The organism is Thermoactinomyces sp. FSL K6-2592, assembly GCF_038006465.1.
In the GTDB taxonomy this organism is placed as follows: Bacteria; Bacillota; Bacilli; order Thermoactinomycetales; family Thermoactinomycetaceae; genus Thermoactinomyces; species Thermoactinomyces vulgaris.
In genome coordinates this window covers 1,397,076-1,413,094 of record NZ_JBBOVH010000001.1, presented here as the reverse complement: position 1 = coordinate 1,413,094, position 16,019 = coordinate 1,397,076, and the positions used below count along the sequence as shown (strand labels likewise).

Annotated in this window: 14 protein-coding genes; all 14 read right to left on the bottom strand. The window is 50.3% G+C overall.

Features of this window, described 5'->3' with window-relative positions; all coding sequences use genetic code 11:
• Positions 1-92: 92 nt before the first annotated feature.
• The 14 genes from NYE37_RS07350 to NYE37_RS07285 all read right to left on the bottom strand — a co-directional run bounded on the left by NYE37_RS07350 (position 93) and on the right by NYE37_RS07285 (position 15,699).
• Positions 93-857, bottom strand: a complete 765-nt coding sequence (locus NYE37_RS07350; RefSeq protein ID WP_121874405.1) for a MurR/RpiR family transcriptional regulator — start codon at positions 855-857, stop codon at positions 93-95.
• A 126-nt stretch (positions 858-983) separates the two neighbouring features.
• Positions 984-1,271, bottom strand: coding sequence for a hypothetical protein (locus tag NYE37_RS07345; protein ID WP_121874404.1), 288 nt, complete (start codon positions 1,269-1,271; stop codon positions 984-986).
• A gap of 101 nt (positions 1,272-1,372) precedes the next feature.
• Positions 1,373-2,713 (bottom strand): type I glutamate--ammonia ligase, encoded by a 1,341-nt coding sequence (glnA, locus tag NYE37_RS07340; protein WP_198050703.1) that lies wholly within the window; start codon positions 2,711-2,713, stop codon positions 1,373-1,375.
• Between the two features lie 27 nt (positions 2,714-2,740).
• The gene (locus NYE37_RS07335) at positions 2,741-3,145 is read right to left on the bottom strand and encodes a MerR family transcriptional regulator (RefSeq protein ID WP_121874403.1); all 405 of its coding nucleotides are present in this window, start codon (positions 3,143-3,145) and stop codon (positions 2,741-2,743) included.
• 149 nt (positions 3,146-3,294) lie between these two features.
• A complete protein-coding gene (locus NYE37_RS07330) occupies positions 3,295-3,777 on the bottom strand; it encodes a DUF456 domain-containing protein (protein WP_037996851.1) in 483 nt (160 codons plus the stop codon).
• A gap of 16 nt (positions 3,778-3,793) precedes the next feature.
• Positions 3,794-5,074, bottom strand: a complete 1,281-nt coding sequence (locus NYE37_RS07325; RefSeq protein ID WP_037996853.1) for a methionine gamma-lyase family protein — start codon at positions 5,072-5,074, stop codon at positions 3,794-3,796.
• Positions 5,075-5,096: 22 nt separating this feature from the next.
• Positions 5,097-6,365 carry a GTPase HflX gene (hflX, locus tag NYE37_RS07320; RefSeq protein ID WP_231564629.1) on the bottom strand — a complete coding sequence of 423 codons (1,269 nt, stop codon included), beginning with the start codon at positions 6,363-6,365 and terminating at the stop codon, positions 5,097-5,099.
• Positions 6,366-6,376: 11 nt separating this feature from the next.
• Complete coding sequence (spoVK, locus tag NYE37_RS07315; protein ID WP_037996854.1) at positions 6,377-7,369, bottom strand: stage V sporulation protein K; 993 nt, start codon at positions 7,367-7,369, stop codon at positions 6,377-6,379.
• Between the two features lie 202 nt (positions 7,370-7,571).
• On the bottom strand, positions 7,572-7,814 hold the full coding sequence (gene hfq / locus NYE37_RS07310; RefSeq protein ID WP_037996856.1) for an RNA chaperone Hfq: 243 nt from the start codon (positions 7,812-7,814) through the stop codon (positions 7,572-7,574).
• A 42-nt stretch (positions 7,815-7,856) separates the two neighbouring features.
• Entirely contained in the window at positions 7,857-8,786 is a 930-nt protein-coding gene (gene miaA / locus NYE37_RS07305) for a tRNA (adenosine(37)-N6)-dimethylallyltransferase MiaA (RefSeq protein WP_037996858.1), read from the bottom strand.
• Positions 8,783-9,565, bottom strand: a complete 783-nt coding sequence (locus NYE37_RS07300; protein WP_131470926.1) for a class I SAM-dependent methyltransferase — start codon at positions 9,563-9,565, stop codon at positions 8,783-8,785. The genes miaA and NYE37_RS07300 overlap by 4 nt, the downstream gene beginning before the upstream one ends.
• A gap of 2 nt (positions 9,566-9,567) precedes the next feature.
• Positions 9,568-11,538 carry a DNA mismatch repair endonuclease MutL gene (mutL, locus tag NYE37_RS07295; RefSeq protein ID WP_049720186.1) on the bottom strand — a complete coding sequence of 657 codons (1,971 nt, stop codon included), beginning with the start codon at positions 11,536-11,538 and terminating at the stop codon, positions 9,568-9,570.
• A gap of 28 nt (positions 11,539-11,566) precedes the next feature.
• Positions 11,567-14,107: a DNA mismatch repair protein MutS gene (gene mutS, locus NYE37_RS07290; RefSeq protein WP_340711887.1), complete on the bottom strand. Its 2,541-nt coding sequence runs from the start codon at positions 14,105-14,107 to the stop codon at positions 11,567-11,569.
• An 89-nt stretch (positions 14,108-14,196) separates the two neighbouring features.
• Positions 14,197-15,699: a reverse transcriptase/maturase family protein gene (locus tag NYE37_RS07285; RefSeq protein WP_340711886.1), complete on the bottom strand. Its 1,503-nt coding sequence runs from the start codon at positions 15,697-15,699 to the stop codon at positions 14,197-14,199.
• Between the last annotated feature and the right edge of the window lie 320 nt (positions 15,700-16,019).

The window sequence follows — 16,019 nt, the reverse complement described above, 5'->3', positions numbered from 1 at the left end:
GGTTCGGACTTGTCTCCAGTTTATAGAGAAAGCGCTTTCTTGTATATGTTTTGACAAACGAAAAAAACGTGTTTCACAAGTTGAAACACGTTTCATCCGCCTTTGGGTGACATCCGGTCGAAATACTCTTTGAAAATCAGTTCAAACAGCATCAGCAACCGGGGAAAAAAGATGTTTGGCAACATATTCCGGTCATCCAGCTCATAATTATCCACGATTTTAAAATTGAGATCCGAAAGTTCGGCTGCCCGGTTCTCCGTTTCTTTGGTGAACGACACGGTAAAGATTTGATGTTCTCTGGCCGCCTTCAGTTTATCAATCACCAGCTGGGTTTCGCCGGATTTGGAAATCGCCACCAACGCCCCGATGTCTTCCAAATTGTTTTCAAACACCCCGACGGAGTCCGTCCCGCTAGCAATAATCGTCTTCTTTCCCAACACCAACAGCTTTTTATACAAATATTCCGCCGCGATCGCAGAAAATCCGGTGGCATAAATAAAAATCAATTTTTTCCGCAAATGAAGCACCCGATCGATAAACCGTTCAATATCGTCCATGGTGTTGAACTGAAAAAAATCTTGCGGACGGATTTCCGGAAAGTCTTTCATTCTCCCGCCCGGCCGGACTTCCATCTTTTTCACTTGCGGCAGAAGCTGGTAATACATATCGACAAACCCGGTATAACCCAACTTTTTGGCCAAACGGATGACTGTGGCGGGCGAAGTGTAATTGGCTTTGGCCACCTTGCGGACGCCCATTTGCAAGACGGTGTCGATATGTTCAATGATGTATTGCAAAATTTGTTTATCCAATTCCGTCAGATTTTTTCCATGAAACATTTTGCGAAGATCGATCAAGGGCTTTCAGCTCGCTTCATTCCAATTTTTTTCATTATAGCACAATCTTATGCCCCGCCGCTTGGCAAGGAGCCGACAAAAAAAGCACCTGCCCGCGGGTGGAACAGGTGCCGGAAAACGAAAAAATCACCACCAAGGGGAACATTGGGTTTCCAACTGATAATCCTCATCGTAAACACAAACTCTGAACGCCCTGTCCAAACTGTTGGAAGCCGGATAGGCCCATGTGAAATTTCCGGCACCGCTGGCTGTGCGAAGCGCGCCGTTTCCAACGGTATACACCGTGGACCGGTTGGCAGTGCAATTGGCATCTTCCAGCCAAGCCCCTTGAAACGTACAAGCCAGGGCTCCCGCCTGATTTCCAGATGCTTTTGCCGTCACCGGTGCCCCTGCCAGACACAACGTAAAAGCCATTCACCGTTTCGCTCCCTTCATTTCCGGATACATCCCCGATATACTATTCCGAAAATGAAGAAAAAAATGTTATGCCCCCGGGTTCCACCGGGGGCTTTCGGTCAATAATAATGCATATATTGTTCGCGTTCCCAAGGATGGACATTGGTCCGGAACATATCCCATTCAATTTCCTTGGCTTCCAAAAAGTGCGAAAGCGCGTGTTCACCCAATGCTTCCACCATGACCGGATTGTTTTGCAATTCAATCAAGGCTTCTTTCAAGCTGGACGGCAGATCTTCGATGCCGGCTTCACGCCGTTCTTGTTCATCCATGACATAAATGTTCCGGTCCGTTTGTTCCGGAAGCGGGAGCTGATTTTTGATTCCGTCCAATCCGGCTTTTAACATCACCGCCAAAGCCAGGTAAGGATTGGCCGCAGGGTCGGGGGAACGAACCTCAATACGTGTGCTCAACCCGCGGGAAGAAGGAATCCGCACCAAGGGACTGCGGTTTTTCGGCGACCATGCGACGTAACAAGGCGCTTCATAACCCGGAACCAGCCGTTTGTAAGAGTTGACAATCGGGTTGGTGATCGCTGTAAATGCACGGGCATGCTTTAAAATCCCCGCCAGGAAATGCCGGGCGGTTTCACTCAGGCCCAATTCATCGGAAGGATCATAAAAAACATTCTCCTTGCCGCGGAACAGCGACATATGGCAGTGCATACCGGAACCGCTGACACCATAAAGCGGCTTGGGCATAAAGGTCGCATGCAATCCATAGCGGCGTGCCACGTTTTTGACCACCAGCTTAAATGATTGGATATGATCGGCCGTTGTCACCGCATCCGCATATTTGAAGTCGATTTCATGCTGCCCGGGTGCCACTTCATGGTGGGAAGCTTCAACCTCAAAGCCCATTTTGTCCAGCGTCAACACGATATCGCGACGGCAGTTTTCCCCGAGATCCACCGGAGCCAAATCAAAGTATCCGCCTTTGTCATTTAAATTGAGTGTGGGCTCTCCGTTTTCATCGGTTTTGAACAGGAAAAATTCCGGTTCGGTTCCCACGTTGAAAGAGGTGAATCCCATTTCTTCGGCTTCTTTGAGAACACGTTTTAAGATACCGCGGGGATCCCCTTCAAAAGGCGTTCCGTCGGGATTGTAGATATCACACATAATCCCGGCCACTTTGCTGCCGTTCACGTCATTTCCCCACGGGTAAATCACGAATGAATCCAAATCCGGATAAAGCAGCATATCCGACTCCTCGATTCGCACAAACCCTTCAATGGAGGAACCGTCAAACATCATTTTGTTGTCCAATGCTTTTTCCAATTGGCTCCGTGGAATTTCCACATTTTTAATGGTTCCCTGCAAGTCGGTAAAAATCAGACGGATGTAAGCGACATTTTCCTTCTCCACAATTCGCATAATGTCTTCTTTGGTATGCTTCGCCACAGTTCGTTCTCCCTTCTGAAAAATTGTTCAGTGTCGGAAAAAACGGCTCAACTCCCCGTAATTAAGCGGAAGCCGCCCGGGACGCCCGGGTTGGATGATCTGTCTTTTCAAGAGGCGTCTCAATTCTTTTTCCGACAGCTCTTTTCTTGCCTTACGCTCTTCTTTCTCCGCTTCCTGAACCCGTTCAGACTGACTGAAGAGTTCCCGGATTCCCGCGATGTTGACCCCTTTTTCCAGATAGGACTTGATTTTCAGCAACCGATCAACATCATTGAAAGAAAACAATCGTTGGTTCCCTTTGGTTCTCTGGGGACGGATCAAGCCTTGTTGTTCGTAATAACGGATTTGTCTCGGACTCAGCTCCGTCAGTTTCGTCACGATCCCCATCGAAAAAAGCGGCATGTTCCGTCTTTTTTCATCACGAAAATCCATGGGAAACGCTCCCTTCATTTTCGGGATTGTTACCTCATAATCCTATTTTATTCATGTCAGCTTTTTTAGTCAATACATGTCAGGTTTTCTGACATCATTTCAGGCGGGTATAAAAAAATCGTTCTCCCCGGAGGAAGAACGATTTTTCATCAAAACAACACCAACACCAAAAACCAGATAATCAATCCGGTCATGACAATCAATTTCATCAAAATCCCGCCCAAAAAACCGACCAAGGTCCCATAGGCGATATAAAGTGCTTTGGAAAAAGATTTTTTAAGCAGCAATTCGAGTACAAACACACACAAAAAAGGTCCGACAATCACGCCGACCGGCCCCATGATAAACGGGAAAAGAACGACCCCCACAATCGCGGCGGTGACGGAAGCCGCGTTGCCGCCGTATTTTTTCACCGCCACACTGCTGGAAAAATAATCAACCAGAATCAGCAAGATGGCAAGGATCAACGTGGTAATCCAAAACCCGAACCCCAACGGTTCGGAATCGATCAAAAAGTGATAAACCGCAAACCCTGCAATCATCAGCGGGGCATCCGGCAAAGCGGGAGCAACCAGGCCGACATAAGCAAGAATAAAGAGCAAAATAATAATTGCCCACCAAAGCATGTCCATATAACAAGCTCTCCCTTCACACCTGCAATTTCCCATGCATCTGTCCGGTTTCCAACATGAAATCCATGGCTTTTGCCATACCGATCTTCACATGCGAATAGGTGAGGCCTCCCTGCATGTAAGCAATGTACGGTGCACGGAGGGGCCCGTCCGCCGACAACTCGATGCTGGCGCCTTGCACAAACGTTCCGGCCGCCATGACCACTTCGTCCTCATAGCCCGGCATCAGAGAAGGCACGGGCAAAATATGCGCATCAACTGGCGATGCCGATTGAATTCCCTGGCAAAAAGCCACCAGCAACTCCGGCGTTCCCAGATACACTTGCTGAATGATATCCGTGCGCGGCTCTTCCCATCCCGGTGTGGTTTGAAAACCGGCTTCCTCCAGAAATGCCGCGGCAAAAACAGCTCCTTTCAATGCTTCGGCAACCACGTGTGGAGCCAAAAACAATCCTTGATAATAATCGTGCATATAGCCGTGGGTTGCTCCCCCTTCGATCCCGATGCCGGGAGCCACCAGCCGGGATCCGGCTCTTTCCACCCATTTTTCCGCTCCGGCGATGTATCCCCCGGACTTCGCAATCCCTCCGCCCGGATTTTTGATTAAAGACCCGGCAACAAGATCCGCTCCGACTGCAGTCGGTTCTTTGGACTCGACAAACTCCCCGTAACAATTGTCCACAAAAACAACCGCCTGCGGACAGATTTCCCGGATTTTCCGGATCATCGTTTCAATCTCCCGGATGGAAAAAGACGGACGGTCGGCATAGCCCCGGGACCGCTGGATGGCAACCATCCTGGTTTTCGGGCCGACCGCTTGACGAAAGGCGGCCCAATCAATCCGGTTTCCTTCCGCAAGCGGGATCTCCCGGTATTCAATGCCGTAATCCCTGAGTGAACCGGAACCGTCTTTGCATGAACCGATCACCTGATGCAACGTGTCATAAGGACGGCCCGTCAAATAGATCAGCTCATCCCCCGGACGCAACACCCCGTACAAACAAGCGGCAATGGCATGGGTGCCGGAAATGATGTTTGGACGGACCAAAGCTTTTTCTGCGCCGAAAACCCGTGCAAATACCGCTTCGAACGTTTCTCTGCCCAGATCATCATACCCGTAACCGGTTGAAGAATGAAGGTGAATTTCACTTACTTTCATTTCCCGGAAGGCTTCCAGCACCTTCCACTGCATGAAATCGGCATTTTGACCGATCTTTTTAAGCACCGGTTCAATCTTTTTCTCTGCAGTTTGGACTTTTTCTTCAATCCATGCTCCATGTTTCAAAGTTTCAAACACAGTCATCATTCCTGTTACTCGTTTATTGGATTTGAATCCGGCTTTTCAACTCCCCGGGCAACTGTTCAAAATCAGCGGGAGAAAGACGAAACTTTATGACCATCATCAAATCGTCCGTATTTGATTCTATCATTTCCGCTTTATGATGCAACAGAGAAATCCAGTCACCCCTCATGACCGGGATTTCCACCTGACCGATGATCATCTCTTGTTGCAATGCCTGCTCCACACGTGCTTTCAACCGGTCCAGATCTTGTTCGTTGAACGCAGAGATCATAAGGTGATCCGGATCCCATCCTTCGGGCAGTTCCCGCTCCAGCCGGTCCGCTTTGTTCCAGACCATTAAAACCGGAATGTCCGCCGCATTCAGATCAGCCAACACCTGCTCCACGGCCTCCACCTGCTCTTCTGCTTCCGGGTGGGAAGCATCCACCACATGCAACAACAAGTCCGCTTCTTTCACCTGTTCCAACGTCGAGCGGAAAGCGGCGATCAAATGGTGCGGCAGTTGCCGGATAAACCCGACGGTATCGGTAAGGATCACTTCCTTGCCAGAGGGAAGCACAAGCTGGCGGGATGTCGGATCCAATGTGGCAAACAACCGGTTTTCGGACAGCACGCCCGCACCCGTCAGTTGATTTAACAATGTCGATTTTCCGGCATTGGTGTATCCCACCAACGCCACCTGCGGGATGCCGTTCTTTTTCCGGCGTTCCTGATGCAACCGGCGGTGTTTTTTAATTTCCTCAAGCTGTTTGGTCAGAACACTGATTTGGCGGCGGATGTGACGGCGATCCGTTTCCAGTTTCTTTTCACCGGGACCGCGGGTTCCAATGCCGCCGCCCAGACGGGACATTTCTTTCCCTTTTCCGGCCAGGCGGGGCAGCAAATATTTCAACTGCGCCAGTTCCACTTGGATTTTTCCTTCTTTGGTCCGGGCCCGCTGCGCAAAAATATCCAAAATTAATTGCGTGCGGTCAATCACTTTGCAAGGCATCAACCCCTCCAGGTTTCGAAGCTGCGCAGGGGAAAGCTCCTGGTCAAAGATAACCAGGTCCGCTTCGTTTTCTTCCACCATGCGGGCGATTTCTTCTGCTTTTCCCCGCCCGATATACCAAGCCGGGTCAATCCGGTCCCTGAATTGAAGCACCTGGCTGACGGGAACCGCTTGCGCCGTTTCCGCCAGACTCTTTAACTCTTCCAAGGTGGAGCGCAAGGACCATTCCTGTTTTTTCGTGCCGCACCCCACCAAAATCGCTTTCTCTTTTCCTTCCAACTCCTGAATACGCACTCAACCCTTTCTTATACCAAATACTGATAAGGCATTTTTTCATTATACCATGAACCGTTTTTCATATCGTCAAACCGCAAATCCTCACTTCTTAACGTCATTAATTCCTCTCTGGTCACATGCGATTTTTTCATCAGGCGCACCGCTTGATTCCGGATCGATTTTTCAATTAAATTGCGGACGTACCGGGCATTTCCAAAACCGGCCTTGGCAACGTGGAGTTGTTTTTGCAAGTGGTTTCGCAATTTATCTTTGGCCGGCCGGGATAAGAAATACTCCCGCTCTTGAAGCATCTGCCCGGCTATCTTCATCAATTCATCCAATTTGAAATCCGGAAAATGAAGATGAATCGGAAAGCGGGAAGGAAGGCCGGGATTCAAACGCAAAAATGCGTCCATTTCATTGGGATACCCCGCCAAAATTAATATGAAGTCATTTTTATAGTCTTCCATTGATTTGACCATCGTATCAACGGCTTCTTTGCCGAAATCTTTTTCCCCGCCCCGCGCGAGCGAATAAGCTTCGTCAATAAACAAAACACCGCCCAACGCCCTTCGCACATGTTCTCTTGTTTTTTGCGCCGTATGGCCGATATACTCGCCCACCAGATCCGCCCGTTCCACTTCGATCAAATGCCCTTTGGACAGCACGCCCATTTCCTTTAATAACCGGCCTAAAATCCGTGCAACCGTGGTTTTCCCCGTCCCCGGACTCCCGGAAAAAATCATGTGCAACACTTGTTGTTCGGCGCTTAAACCGGCCGCTCTCCTCTGTTTCCCGATTTCCAGCCATGCATAAATCTCTTTGATGAACTCCTTGATCTTATCCATCCCCACCAGCCGGTCCAATTGTTCAAAACACTCCTGCAAAGGCCCCGGTTCACCGCCCGGACAAGCCGGTTTCAACGGCTCCACCCGCGACGAAAGCGCGGGTTTTCTTTCCGGATGGTCAAAAACAACATGAATCTGATGCTTGGCGTTTACTGTCATCACCCTTCTGCTCATCGTTTCACCTCTTCGTCCTTATTCGCTGATCCCAGTATACGCATCCGCCCATTTTTTGGTGAAAAATCGCGTTGAATACGGCATTTCAGGGTTTGATGGTGACAAGAGCCGTCCGGCCCCTTTACGGACTCTGTCAAACCTGCGGCAATAAAAAAAGCTGCCGGCCGGTTTGGTCAGCAGCAAAACAAGTCAAACGAACAACTCAGCTTTCTCTTTCTTCACTGGCGGGCATCAAAGAAACGGGACGTGCAGGGGTGAACGTGGAGATCGCATGCTTATATACCATTTGTTGCTTGCCGTCACTGTCAATCACAATGGTGAAATTGTCAAAGCCGCGGATCACGCCGCGCAATTGAAACCCGTTCACCAAATAAATGGTCACTGGTACTGATTCTTTACGGATTTGGTTGAGGAATGTATCTTGAATATTGATTGTTTGTTTCAAAACCCGTACCTCCTATGTATTTACATTTAACGTTATTGTACTTTATTCTCTGGCCAAAGGAAACTTTCCTGCCACCAGTTCTTCAATTTCTCGAAAAGATTGGGAATTTGTCACATCAAACCAATGAATTTCTTTTAAACGCCGAAACCAGGAGAGCTGTCGTTTCGCGTATTTTCGCGATCCGCGCTTGATGAGATGAATCGCTTCATCCAAAGTGATTTCGTTTTTCAAATAACTTACAATCTCTTTATACCCGATTGCCTGCATGGAAGTCAAATGAAGCCCGTATCCTTGCTCCCACAGTTTTTTCACTTCATCCACCAGGCCTTTTTGGATCATCTCGTCCACCCGCCGATTGATCCGCTCGTACAATTGTTCCCGCGGCATCGTCAGCCCGATCCACAACACGTCATAAGGCGAAGTTCCTTTTCCTTTCAGCTCGGAAAACGGCTTTCCAGTAACATGATAAACTTCCAAAGCCCGAATCATACGTCTGAGATCATTGGGATGCAATTTTTTGGCCTGGACCGGGTCCACTTCTTCCAACCGCCGGTGCAACGCTTCGTTGCCTTCCCGCCGGGCAAACGCATGCAATTCTTCGCGCAGCTTTGGATCCTCTTTGACATGGGGCATCAGATAATCATGGACCACCGCTTCGATGTACAAACCGGTTCCCCCCACCAGCATGGGCAGATGCCCGCGCCGGTTGATCTCGCTGATTTTTTCCCGTGCCAGCTGTTGATATTCCTGAACCGAGAAATTTTGATCCGGCGGGAGAATGTCAATGAGATGATGGGGAACCCCCTCCATCTCCTCCGGCATGATTTTGGCTGTCCCGATGTCCATCCCCCGGTAAACCTGCATGGAATCGCCGGAAATAATTTCGCCATGAACCCGTTTGGCCAACCGTACGCTCAAACCGGTTTTTCCGACCGCCGTCGGTCCGACAATGACAACAAGCTTTTCCTTCACCGGTGACCTCCTTTCCGGATCACACCCCAGGCGTAATTGGATGAAGCTTTAACAATCGTAAAGCCCAGCCGTTCAAACTCCCCGCTTTTTGGCCGCTCTTTTAACAAAACAACCCTCCTGGCCACCCGCACGGCTTCTTCCACCGACTCCGGATCCAAGGGTTCCGGGTTGGCCAGGGGTTTTAACATTTGCATGGCTGACGACTGTTTCACCGTTTCCCGGAACATCGGGTCAAACATCACCACATCAAAGGATTGATCCTCCAATTGTTTTAAGTAGGTCTGATAGCGGGCCTGAACAATTTCAACCCTCCGCATCGCTTCATTCAACGCTTTGCGCCCGGTCCGGTATGTTTGAAGGCCGTGTCCGGCGATCGCCGCGATGACCGGCTCACTCTCCAGCGCCACAACCCGGCCTTTTTCCCCGACCACATAACTGGCCACGATGGAATCCGCCCCCATCCCCAAGGTACAATCCAGGACAAAATCCCCTTCTTTCAATCCGGCCACCGAAACCATGCTGTCCGGCTGCCCGGAAGCCAAATGTTTGATGCGAAGGGCCGACATGTTGGGATGAAAAAAGAAGGAATGGCCTTTTTTGTCTTCATAGCGCCATCCCTCTTTGCTGACAATGACCACCTGATCCGATGCCGTCTGCTCGAAAAGCGCTTGAAGAGACCGGCGCCCGCGCCGGACGAACGGCACCTTCCATGCACGGGCCAATTCTTTTGCTTCGTTTGTTTCCTGGTCTCCCGGGTGAAAAGATGTTGTGACAAACAAAATTACATCACCCTTTTAAACATTTTTTCCAATTCATAAGTTGAAAAATGAACAAAAATGGGCCGTCCGTGCGGACAAGTAAACGGATTTTCACAACGGCTCAACTGGTTTAACAATTCTTCCATCTCCTCTTTCAGCAAATAGCGGTTGGCTTTGATCGCCGCTTTGCATGACATCATTTTGGCAGTTGCATCCCTCAGTTGAGCAGTCTCCACTTTCCCATTTTCTTTCAGCCAGTCAATGATCTCGTGAATCAATTGCTGGGGATCTTCTTTCGGAAACCACGCGGGGTAAGCGCGGATCACAAACGTGGTTCCGCCAAAAGGCTCCATTTCCAGTCCCCACTGATTCAGATAATCCAAATGCATGTTTAATATTTCGGCTTCGGCCGGCGTGCACTCGATCGTCATGGGAATCAAAAGGGAATACTGGTGATGATTTGCTTCCCCCAACTTTTTGGAATAAATCTCGTAATAAATGCGCTCATGTGCCGCATGCTGATCCAACAAAAAAAATCCGTCTTCCGATTGCGCCACGATATAAGTGCCGTGGACCTGTGCCAACGGAGTCATGAACGGCAATCGGTCTTCCCCGTTTGCTTCCGCTTCCGGCTCTTCCGCCGCTGCTTCTTCTGAAACCGGCGGAGCGGAAAGGGTCGCCTTTTCTTCTCCCCGGGGCGTATTCTGTTCCGACCATGCGCTCAAGGCGGATTGATATTTTGAATCTTTGGGCTCCGGTTTGCTTTGGGACGGGGAAGGATCCGGAAAGACCGGTACCGGATCCGTTTCCTTCTCTTCCTCTTTCTTGACCGGCTCCTCTTTCTTGACCAGCGACATCGGGCTTTCGCGCAGTTTCCATGACGGATCGGGACGGTCGGACGGATATGGATTCACGGCAGGTCTTTTCGCTTGGTTCCACTGGAAAGTTTCCTGCTTATACTCCGGTTTTTTCACCGCTGATTCCGCTTTGGGTGTCGCAACCAACCGCTCTTTTTGCAAGGCTTGCCGCACCGTTTCTTCAACCAGCCGGCAACATTCTTTTTCCTTGCTGAGCCTTGCTTCCAACTTGGAAGGGTGAACATTGACATCCAACAATTGCGCATCCATCTCCAAATGCAAAACCCCGACCGGGAACCTTCCCGTCGGCAACAAGGTGCCGTAAGCACGCAAAATGGCTTGGGTGATCGGCAGGGAACGCACATAGCGCCCGTTTAAGATGATGGTCAAATAAGACCGGTTGGAGCGGGTGATTTCCGGTTTGGTGATCCATCCGTAAACCCGGAAGTCCATGTCGCTTCCTTCGATCGAAACCGCCTGTCCGGCCACCTGTTTCCCGTAGATGGAAAGGAGTACATGCTTCAAGTTCCCGTCTCCCGCGGTCTGAAACAACTTCCTCCGGTTATGGGTCAGGGAGAAAGAAATTTCCGGATGGGCAAAGGCCAACCTTCCCAAAACATCGGCAACATGGCTGACTTCGGTATTGACCGTTTTCAAATATTTTAAACGGGCGGGCGTGTTATAAAACAAATCCCGGACCATCACATCGGTTCCCTTGGAACGGGAAGTTTCCTCCACCGCTTCGATGTCGCCTCCGGCGATTTTCACTTTGGTCGCAAGCTGTGAAGGGTCCTTCGTGGTCACCAATTCCACTCTGGCAACCGAAGCAATGCTCGGCAAAGCTTCTCCCCGAAAGCCGAGTGTCCGGATGGAATACAGATCCCGTTCCCGCTTGATTTTGCTGGTGGCATGGCGGGAAAAGGCCAACACGGCATCTTCCCGGTCCATGCCAGAACCATTATCCGACACCTGAATAAAAGAAATCCCGCCTTCTTCTATCATGACCTGCACCCGGGTGGCGCCGGCATCGATGGAGTTTTCCACCAACTCTTTGACAACCGACGCCGGCCGTTCCACCACTTCTCCCGCGGCAATTTGGTTCGTCAAATGTTCATCCAGCACTTGAATGTTGCCCATGATCCACTCCCCTCCTTTTCCATATTGTTTAATTTAATTTTTGTTTGATCTCATGCAAAAACTGCATGCATTCAAACGGGGTCTTATTCATTAAATCCCACTTGCGGACGGCCTCCAAAACTTCTTGTTCTTCGGAGGTCAAAGACGAAGCGGCCGTCTCCCTGGTTGCCGGTTGAATTTCCAACGGATCGAACAAGGACAACTGCCCCGACGAATCCGGGGAAGCACCGGTGTTTGAAGGTGCGGGTGTGCCGTTTTCCAATTCGGTCAACAACTGTTTGGCTCTTGTGATCACTTCTTTCGGCAGCCCGGCCAGCTCGGCCACCTGAATCCCGTAACTGCGATCCGCCCCTCCCGGGACAATCCGGTGCAAAAAGACCACCTTTCCGTTCCGCTCAATGCATTGGGCATGCACATTCTTCAACCGGGACAATGATTCCTCCAGTTTTGTCAACTCATGATAATGGGTGGAAAACAGCGTCTTGGCTCCCACATGGTCATGAATGTATTCCACGATGGCATGCGCGAGAGCCATCCCGTCATAAGTGGATGTTCCTCGTCCCACTTCGTCCAGCAGGATCAAGCTCCTCCGGGTGGCCTCCTTCAGGGCATGGCAGGTTTCAGACATCTCCACCATAAACGTGCTCCGCCCGCCGGTCAAATCATCCGCCGCCCCGATCCGGGTAAACACGCGGTCCACAATGGAAATTTCCGCTTCTTCCGCCGGAACGAAACTTCCGATCTGGCTTAAAATCACAATCAAAGCCACTTGTCTCATGTACGTGCTTTTTCCGGCCATGTTCGGCCCCGTCACCAATAAGACTTGGCGGTCTTCCTGATCCAACTCCGCATCATTGGCCACAAATTCCCCCGTATTGGTAACGGCTTCGACGACCGGATGGCGGCCTGCTTTGATTTTCAGCTGACTGCCTGTATGCACTTTCGGACGGACATATTGATACTTTTGGGCAATCAGCGCAAAGGCGTGCAATACATCCAACTCGGCCACCCGTTCGGCCAGAGATTGCAATCGTTGAACCTGGTCCGCCACCTGATCCCGGACCTTTGTAAACAGTTCATATTCCAGTTCCACTGATTTTTCCGAAGCATTTAAGATGAGCTGTTCCCGTTCTTTTAATTCCGGCGTGATATACCGTTCCGAATTGGCAAGCGTTTGCTTGCGGTGGTACCGATCTTTGGGAACCAGATGCAGATTGGACTTGGTAACCTCGATATAATAGCCGAACACGCGGTTATAACGGATTTTTAGCGACTTGATTCCCGTCGTGTCTCTTTCTTTCTGCTCCAGCTCGGCAATCCAGCTTTTCCCGTCTTTCTGGATCTTCCGCAATTGGTCCAATTCTTCATGGAAGCCTTCGCGGATGATGCCGCCTTCCTTGACGGAAACCGGCGCTTCTTCCACCAACGCTTCGTCGATGAGGCTTTTTACATCCGCCAACTCATCCATTTTTTCCGCCAATTCCTTCAGCGGCCGGGAGTCGGATTGCAACAATTTCTCTTTCAGTTCGGGAATGATGGAAAGCGATCTTTTCACACTGTTTAAATCCCGCGCATTGGCCGATCCGTAAGAAATGCGCGCCGCCAGCCGCTCCAAATCATAAACTTGTTTCATCCGGTCCCGCACTTCATCCAGCAACAAAAAGTCGGAAAGCAACGCTTCCACCATATTTTGGCGCCGGGTGATCTCTTCCAGTGACAGAAGCGGCTTGTCCAGCCATTTTTTCAACAACCGGCTCCCCATTGCGGTGGCCGTTTGATCCAACAGCCACAATAGCGAACCTTTTTTCTTTCCTTCGCCAAGCGTTGCCGTCAATTCCAGGTTTCTTCTCGCCGCTTCATCCAACATCATATACTGCCTGGCGTCATACCGGTGCAACCGCTGCAAATGATGCAGAGCCCGCTTTTGCGTTTGTTTCAGATAAGAGAATAACAAGGCGACCACTTTTCGCAAAAACGGGGTATCGCACAGCTCGGGGTATTGCGGAAACTGCGCCGGCAACTCTTCGGACAGTTTCTTTTCGGAACCGGCATCCATGCCATGCGGCGTGATCAAACATTTTAAGCGGGATTGAATCTGTTCTTTTACCGCCGCTTGATCTGCCAAGGATTCATCCAACACGATTTCTTTCGGCCGATACGAAGAAATTTCATCCAAAATCGCGTCCAGCGAACCGCTCATCTCCGTAATGTGGCACTCTCCCGTGGACAAATCCACTGCCGCCAATGCCATTTGGTTTTCGCTTCCGGTCAGCGTCACCAAAAAATTATTTTCCTGGTCGACCAGCATATTTTCTTCCATGATGGTCCCGGGCGTGATCACGCGAACCACTTCCCGCTTGACCACCCCTTTGGCAGCGGAAGGATCTTCCACCTGCTCACAGATGGCCACTTTATATCCCTGATCAATCAATTTTTCCACATAAGTGTGAGCCGAATGATAAGGAACCCCGCACATGGGAATGCGTTCACTGCCACCATCCCGGCTGGTCAATGTAATCTCCAGCTCTTCGGCTGCTTTTTCGGCATCTTCGAAGTAGAGTAGGAACAAAGCGCCTTGCCGCCTTCTGACGGCAGGTTTCTCTGAACCCCTCTCCGAACCGTACGTACACCTCTCGGCGTATACGGCTCTCCGCTTGCTCAAATCCGGCCTTGGTCCGGCGGTCCGGATCCATCCACCCGGTCGACGTCGCTATGTAAGACGGGGTCTTCCTTGCGCTTAAACCCTTCGTCATGGAATGTGGCAACCGCTTTTTCCCCGTCTCCGGTTTCAACCGGCACCTGAAAGGTCCCCGCATGCATATACTTCTTCAAGAGTTGATGCACGGAACACTTGTATTTCATGGCCAATGTTTTATACATGCTGTATCTCAGCAAATAGGCATACCGTGACAAAGTGCCGACATTCTCCGCCAATTGGTAATAATGGTACATGCGCCGGATCTCCCGGTTATAAACGCGCAGGATCTTTGCATCGGGAAGAGGAACCAGTTCCTTCTTATGTACCGGCTTCAGCTTGCCGTTTTGTTCTTTCACCGCCCCGAATTGATGCAGTCTTTTGATCCGGACATCTTTTGGAAAAAGCAGTTTGCACTGTTCTTTGACGGTGATGTCGTATCCGAGAAAACGCGTATGTTTTTTGGCATGTTTTAAAATAAGTGCTTCGCGGGAAAAAGGAAGATTCAATTCCTGTTTTATAAACCGGACAACCTCATCCCCGATGGCTGAGGATTCCTTCTTGGAACCGATCACCCCCAATAAGATCTCCCCGGCATAACGCGTATACACGAGCCGTTTATAAGCCGGATCCCACGGATCTTCCCGGGGGATTTGTTTCAACCGTTCCGTCCATTGTTGTTGCAGCCGGTTCAAATTCTCTTTTTCCGCTTCGCTTTCTGCATCCCTTTTTCTTTGTTCCACCTGTTTGATACGGGCAAGAAGCTTCTCGTAAGCCGGATTCCTCCTGCGCTTCTTTCCTTTGGAAAACTCATGGATCAGCGTTTCCACATGCCGGTCCAACGCATGGAAATAAATATTGGCCAAAACCGGGCTGATCCATCCGCCCACGGGAGCCCCGCTGCAGGTGCGGTGGAATTGCCAATCCTCTAACCATCCTGCCCGCAAAAACTTGTTGATGAGCCGGATGAATTTTTCATCCTCAATCCTTTTTCTCAGAAGGGAACGCAGCACTTCAAAAGAAATGGAAGGGAAAAAAGAATGCAGGCTTCCGTGCAGCAACCATTTGACACCGGAAAAATTTTTCTTTACTTGCAACAAAGCGGTATGGCAGCTTCGGTGAGAACGATAACCATGGGACAAGTCCGAAAAAGAACCCTCATAGATCGCCTCGAGAAGCATGCGGACAATCCATGCCACCAAGCAATCCCGAAGCGGTTCCGTCTCCCCGGCGCCGGGAAAGGGTGCCGGCTGATAGGTTTCGTTTTTCAATTCCTTCATCAGGGATTCCAGCTGTCCGGGAAGGAGTTTCCGGTGTCTTACCTGAGGGAACCGGCGGATCAGTTCCTGATATGCCTTTTGATAAAACCGCGGGTTATACAAATTTCGGTAAATCCTTTGGAATAAATAGGTTGAATCGCCGGACTTCGCGGCCAGACTGTTCAATACGTACTCAGGATTTCTCATAAAGCCTCACGCTTCTTCCTTTGTCGTATGGAACCCGAGCAAGCTGCCCCCCTTCGCCGTGTGCCGGGCTTTCCCCGGCTCAGACTACTACGGGGGCTCCGTCACCATATCGGATATTCAGGCCCTTGCGGCCATAGCCCGACAGGCAGGCATTCCGACTCAGGTGATCCCCATTTAGACTTATAGAGACAGGCACGTTGTGATGTCGGATGTGACGTTCGCCCTTTTCCTCTGACAGAGGCTGCCCAGCCGCAGGACGCACCGATGACCGCCATGTCTTTCTGCGAATCATCACGGCTGCATGGCGTATACAGCTGCCT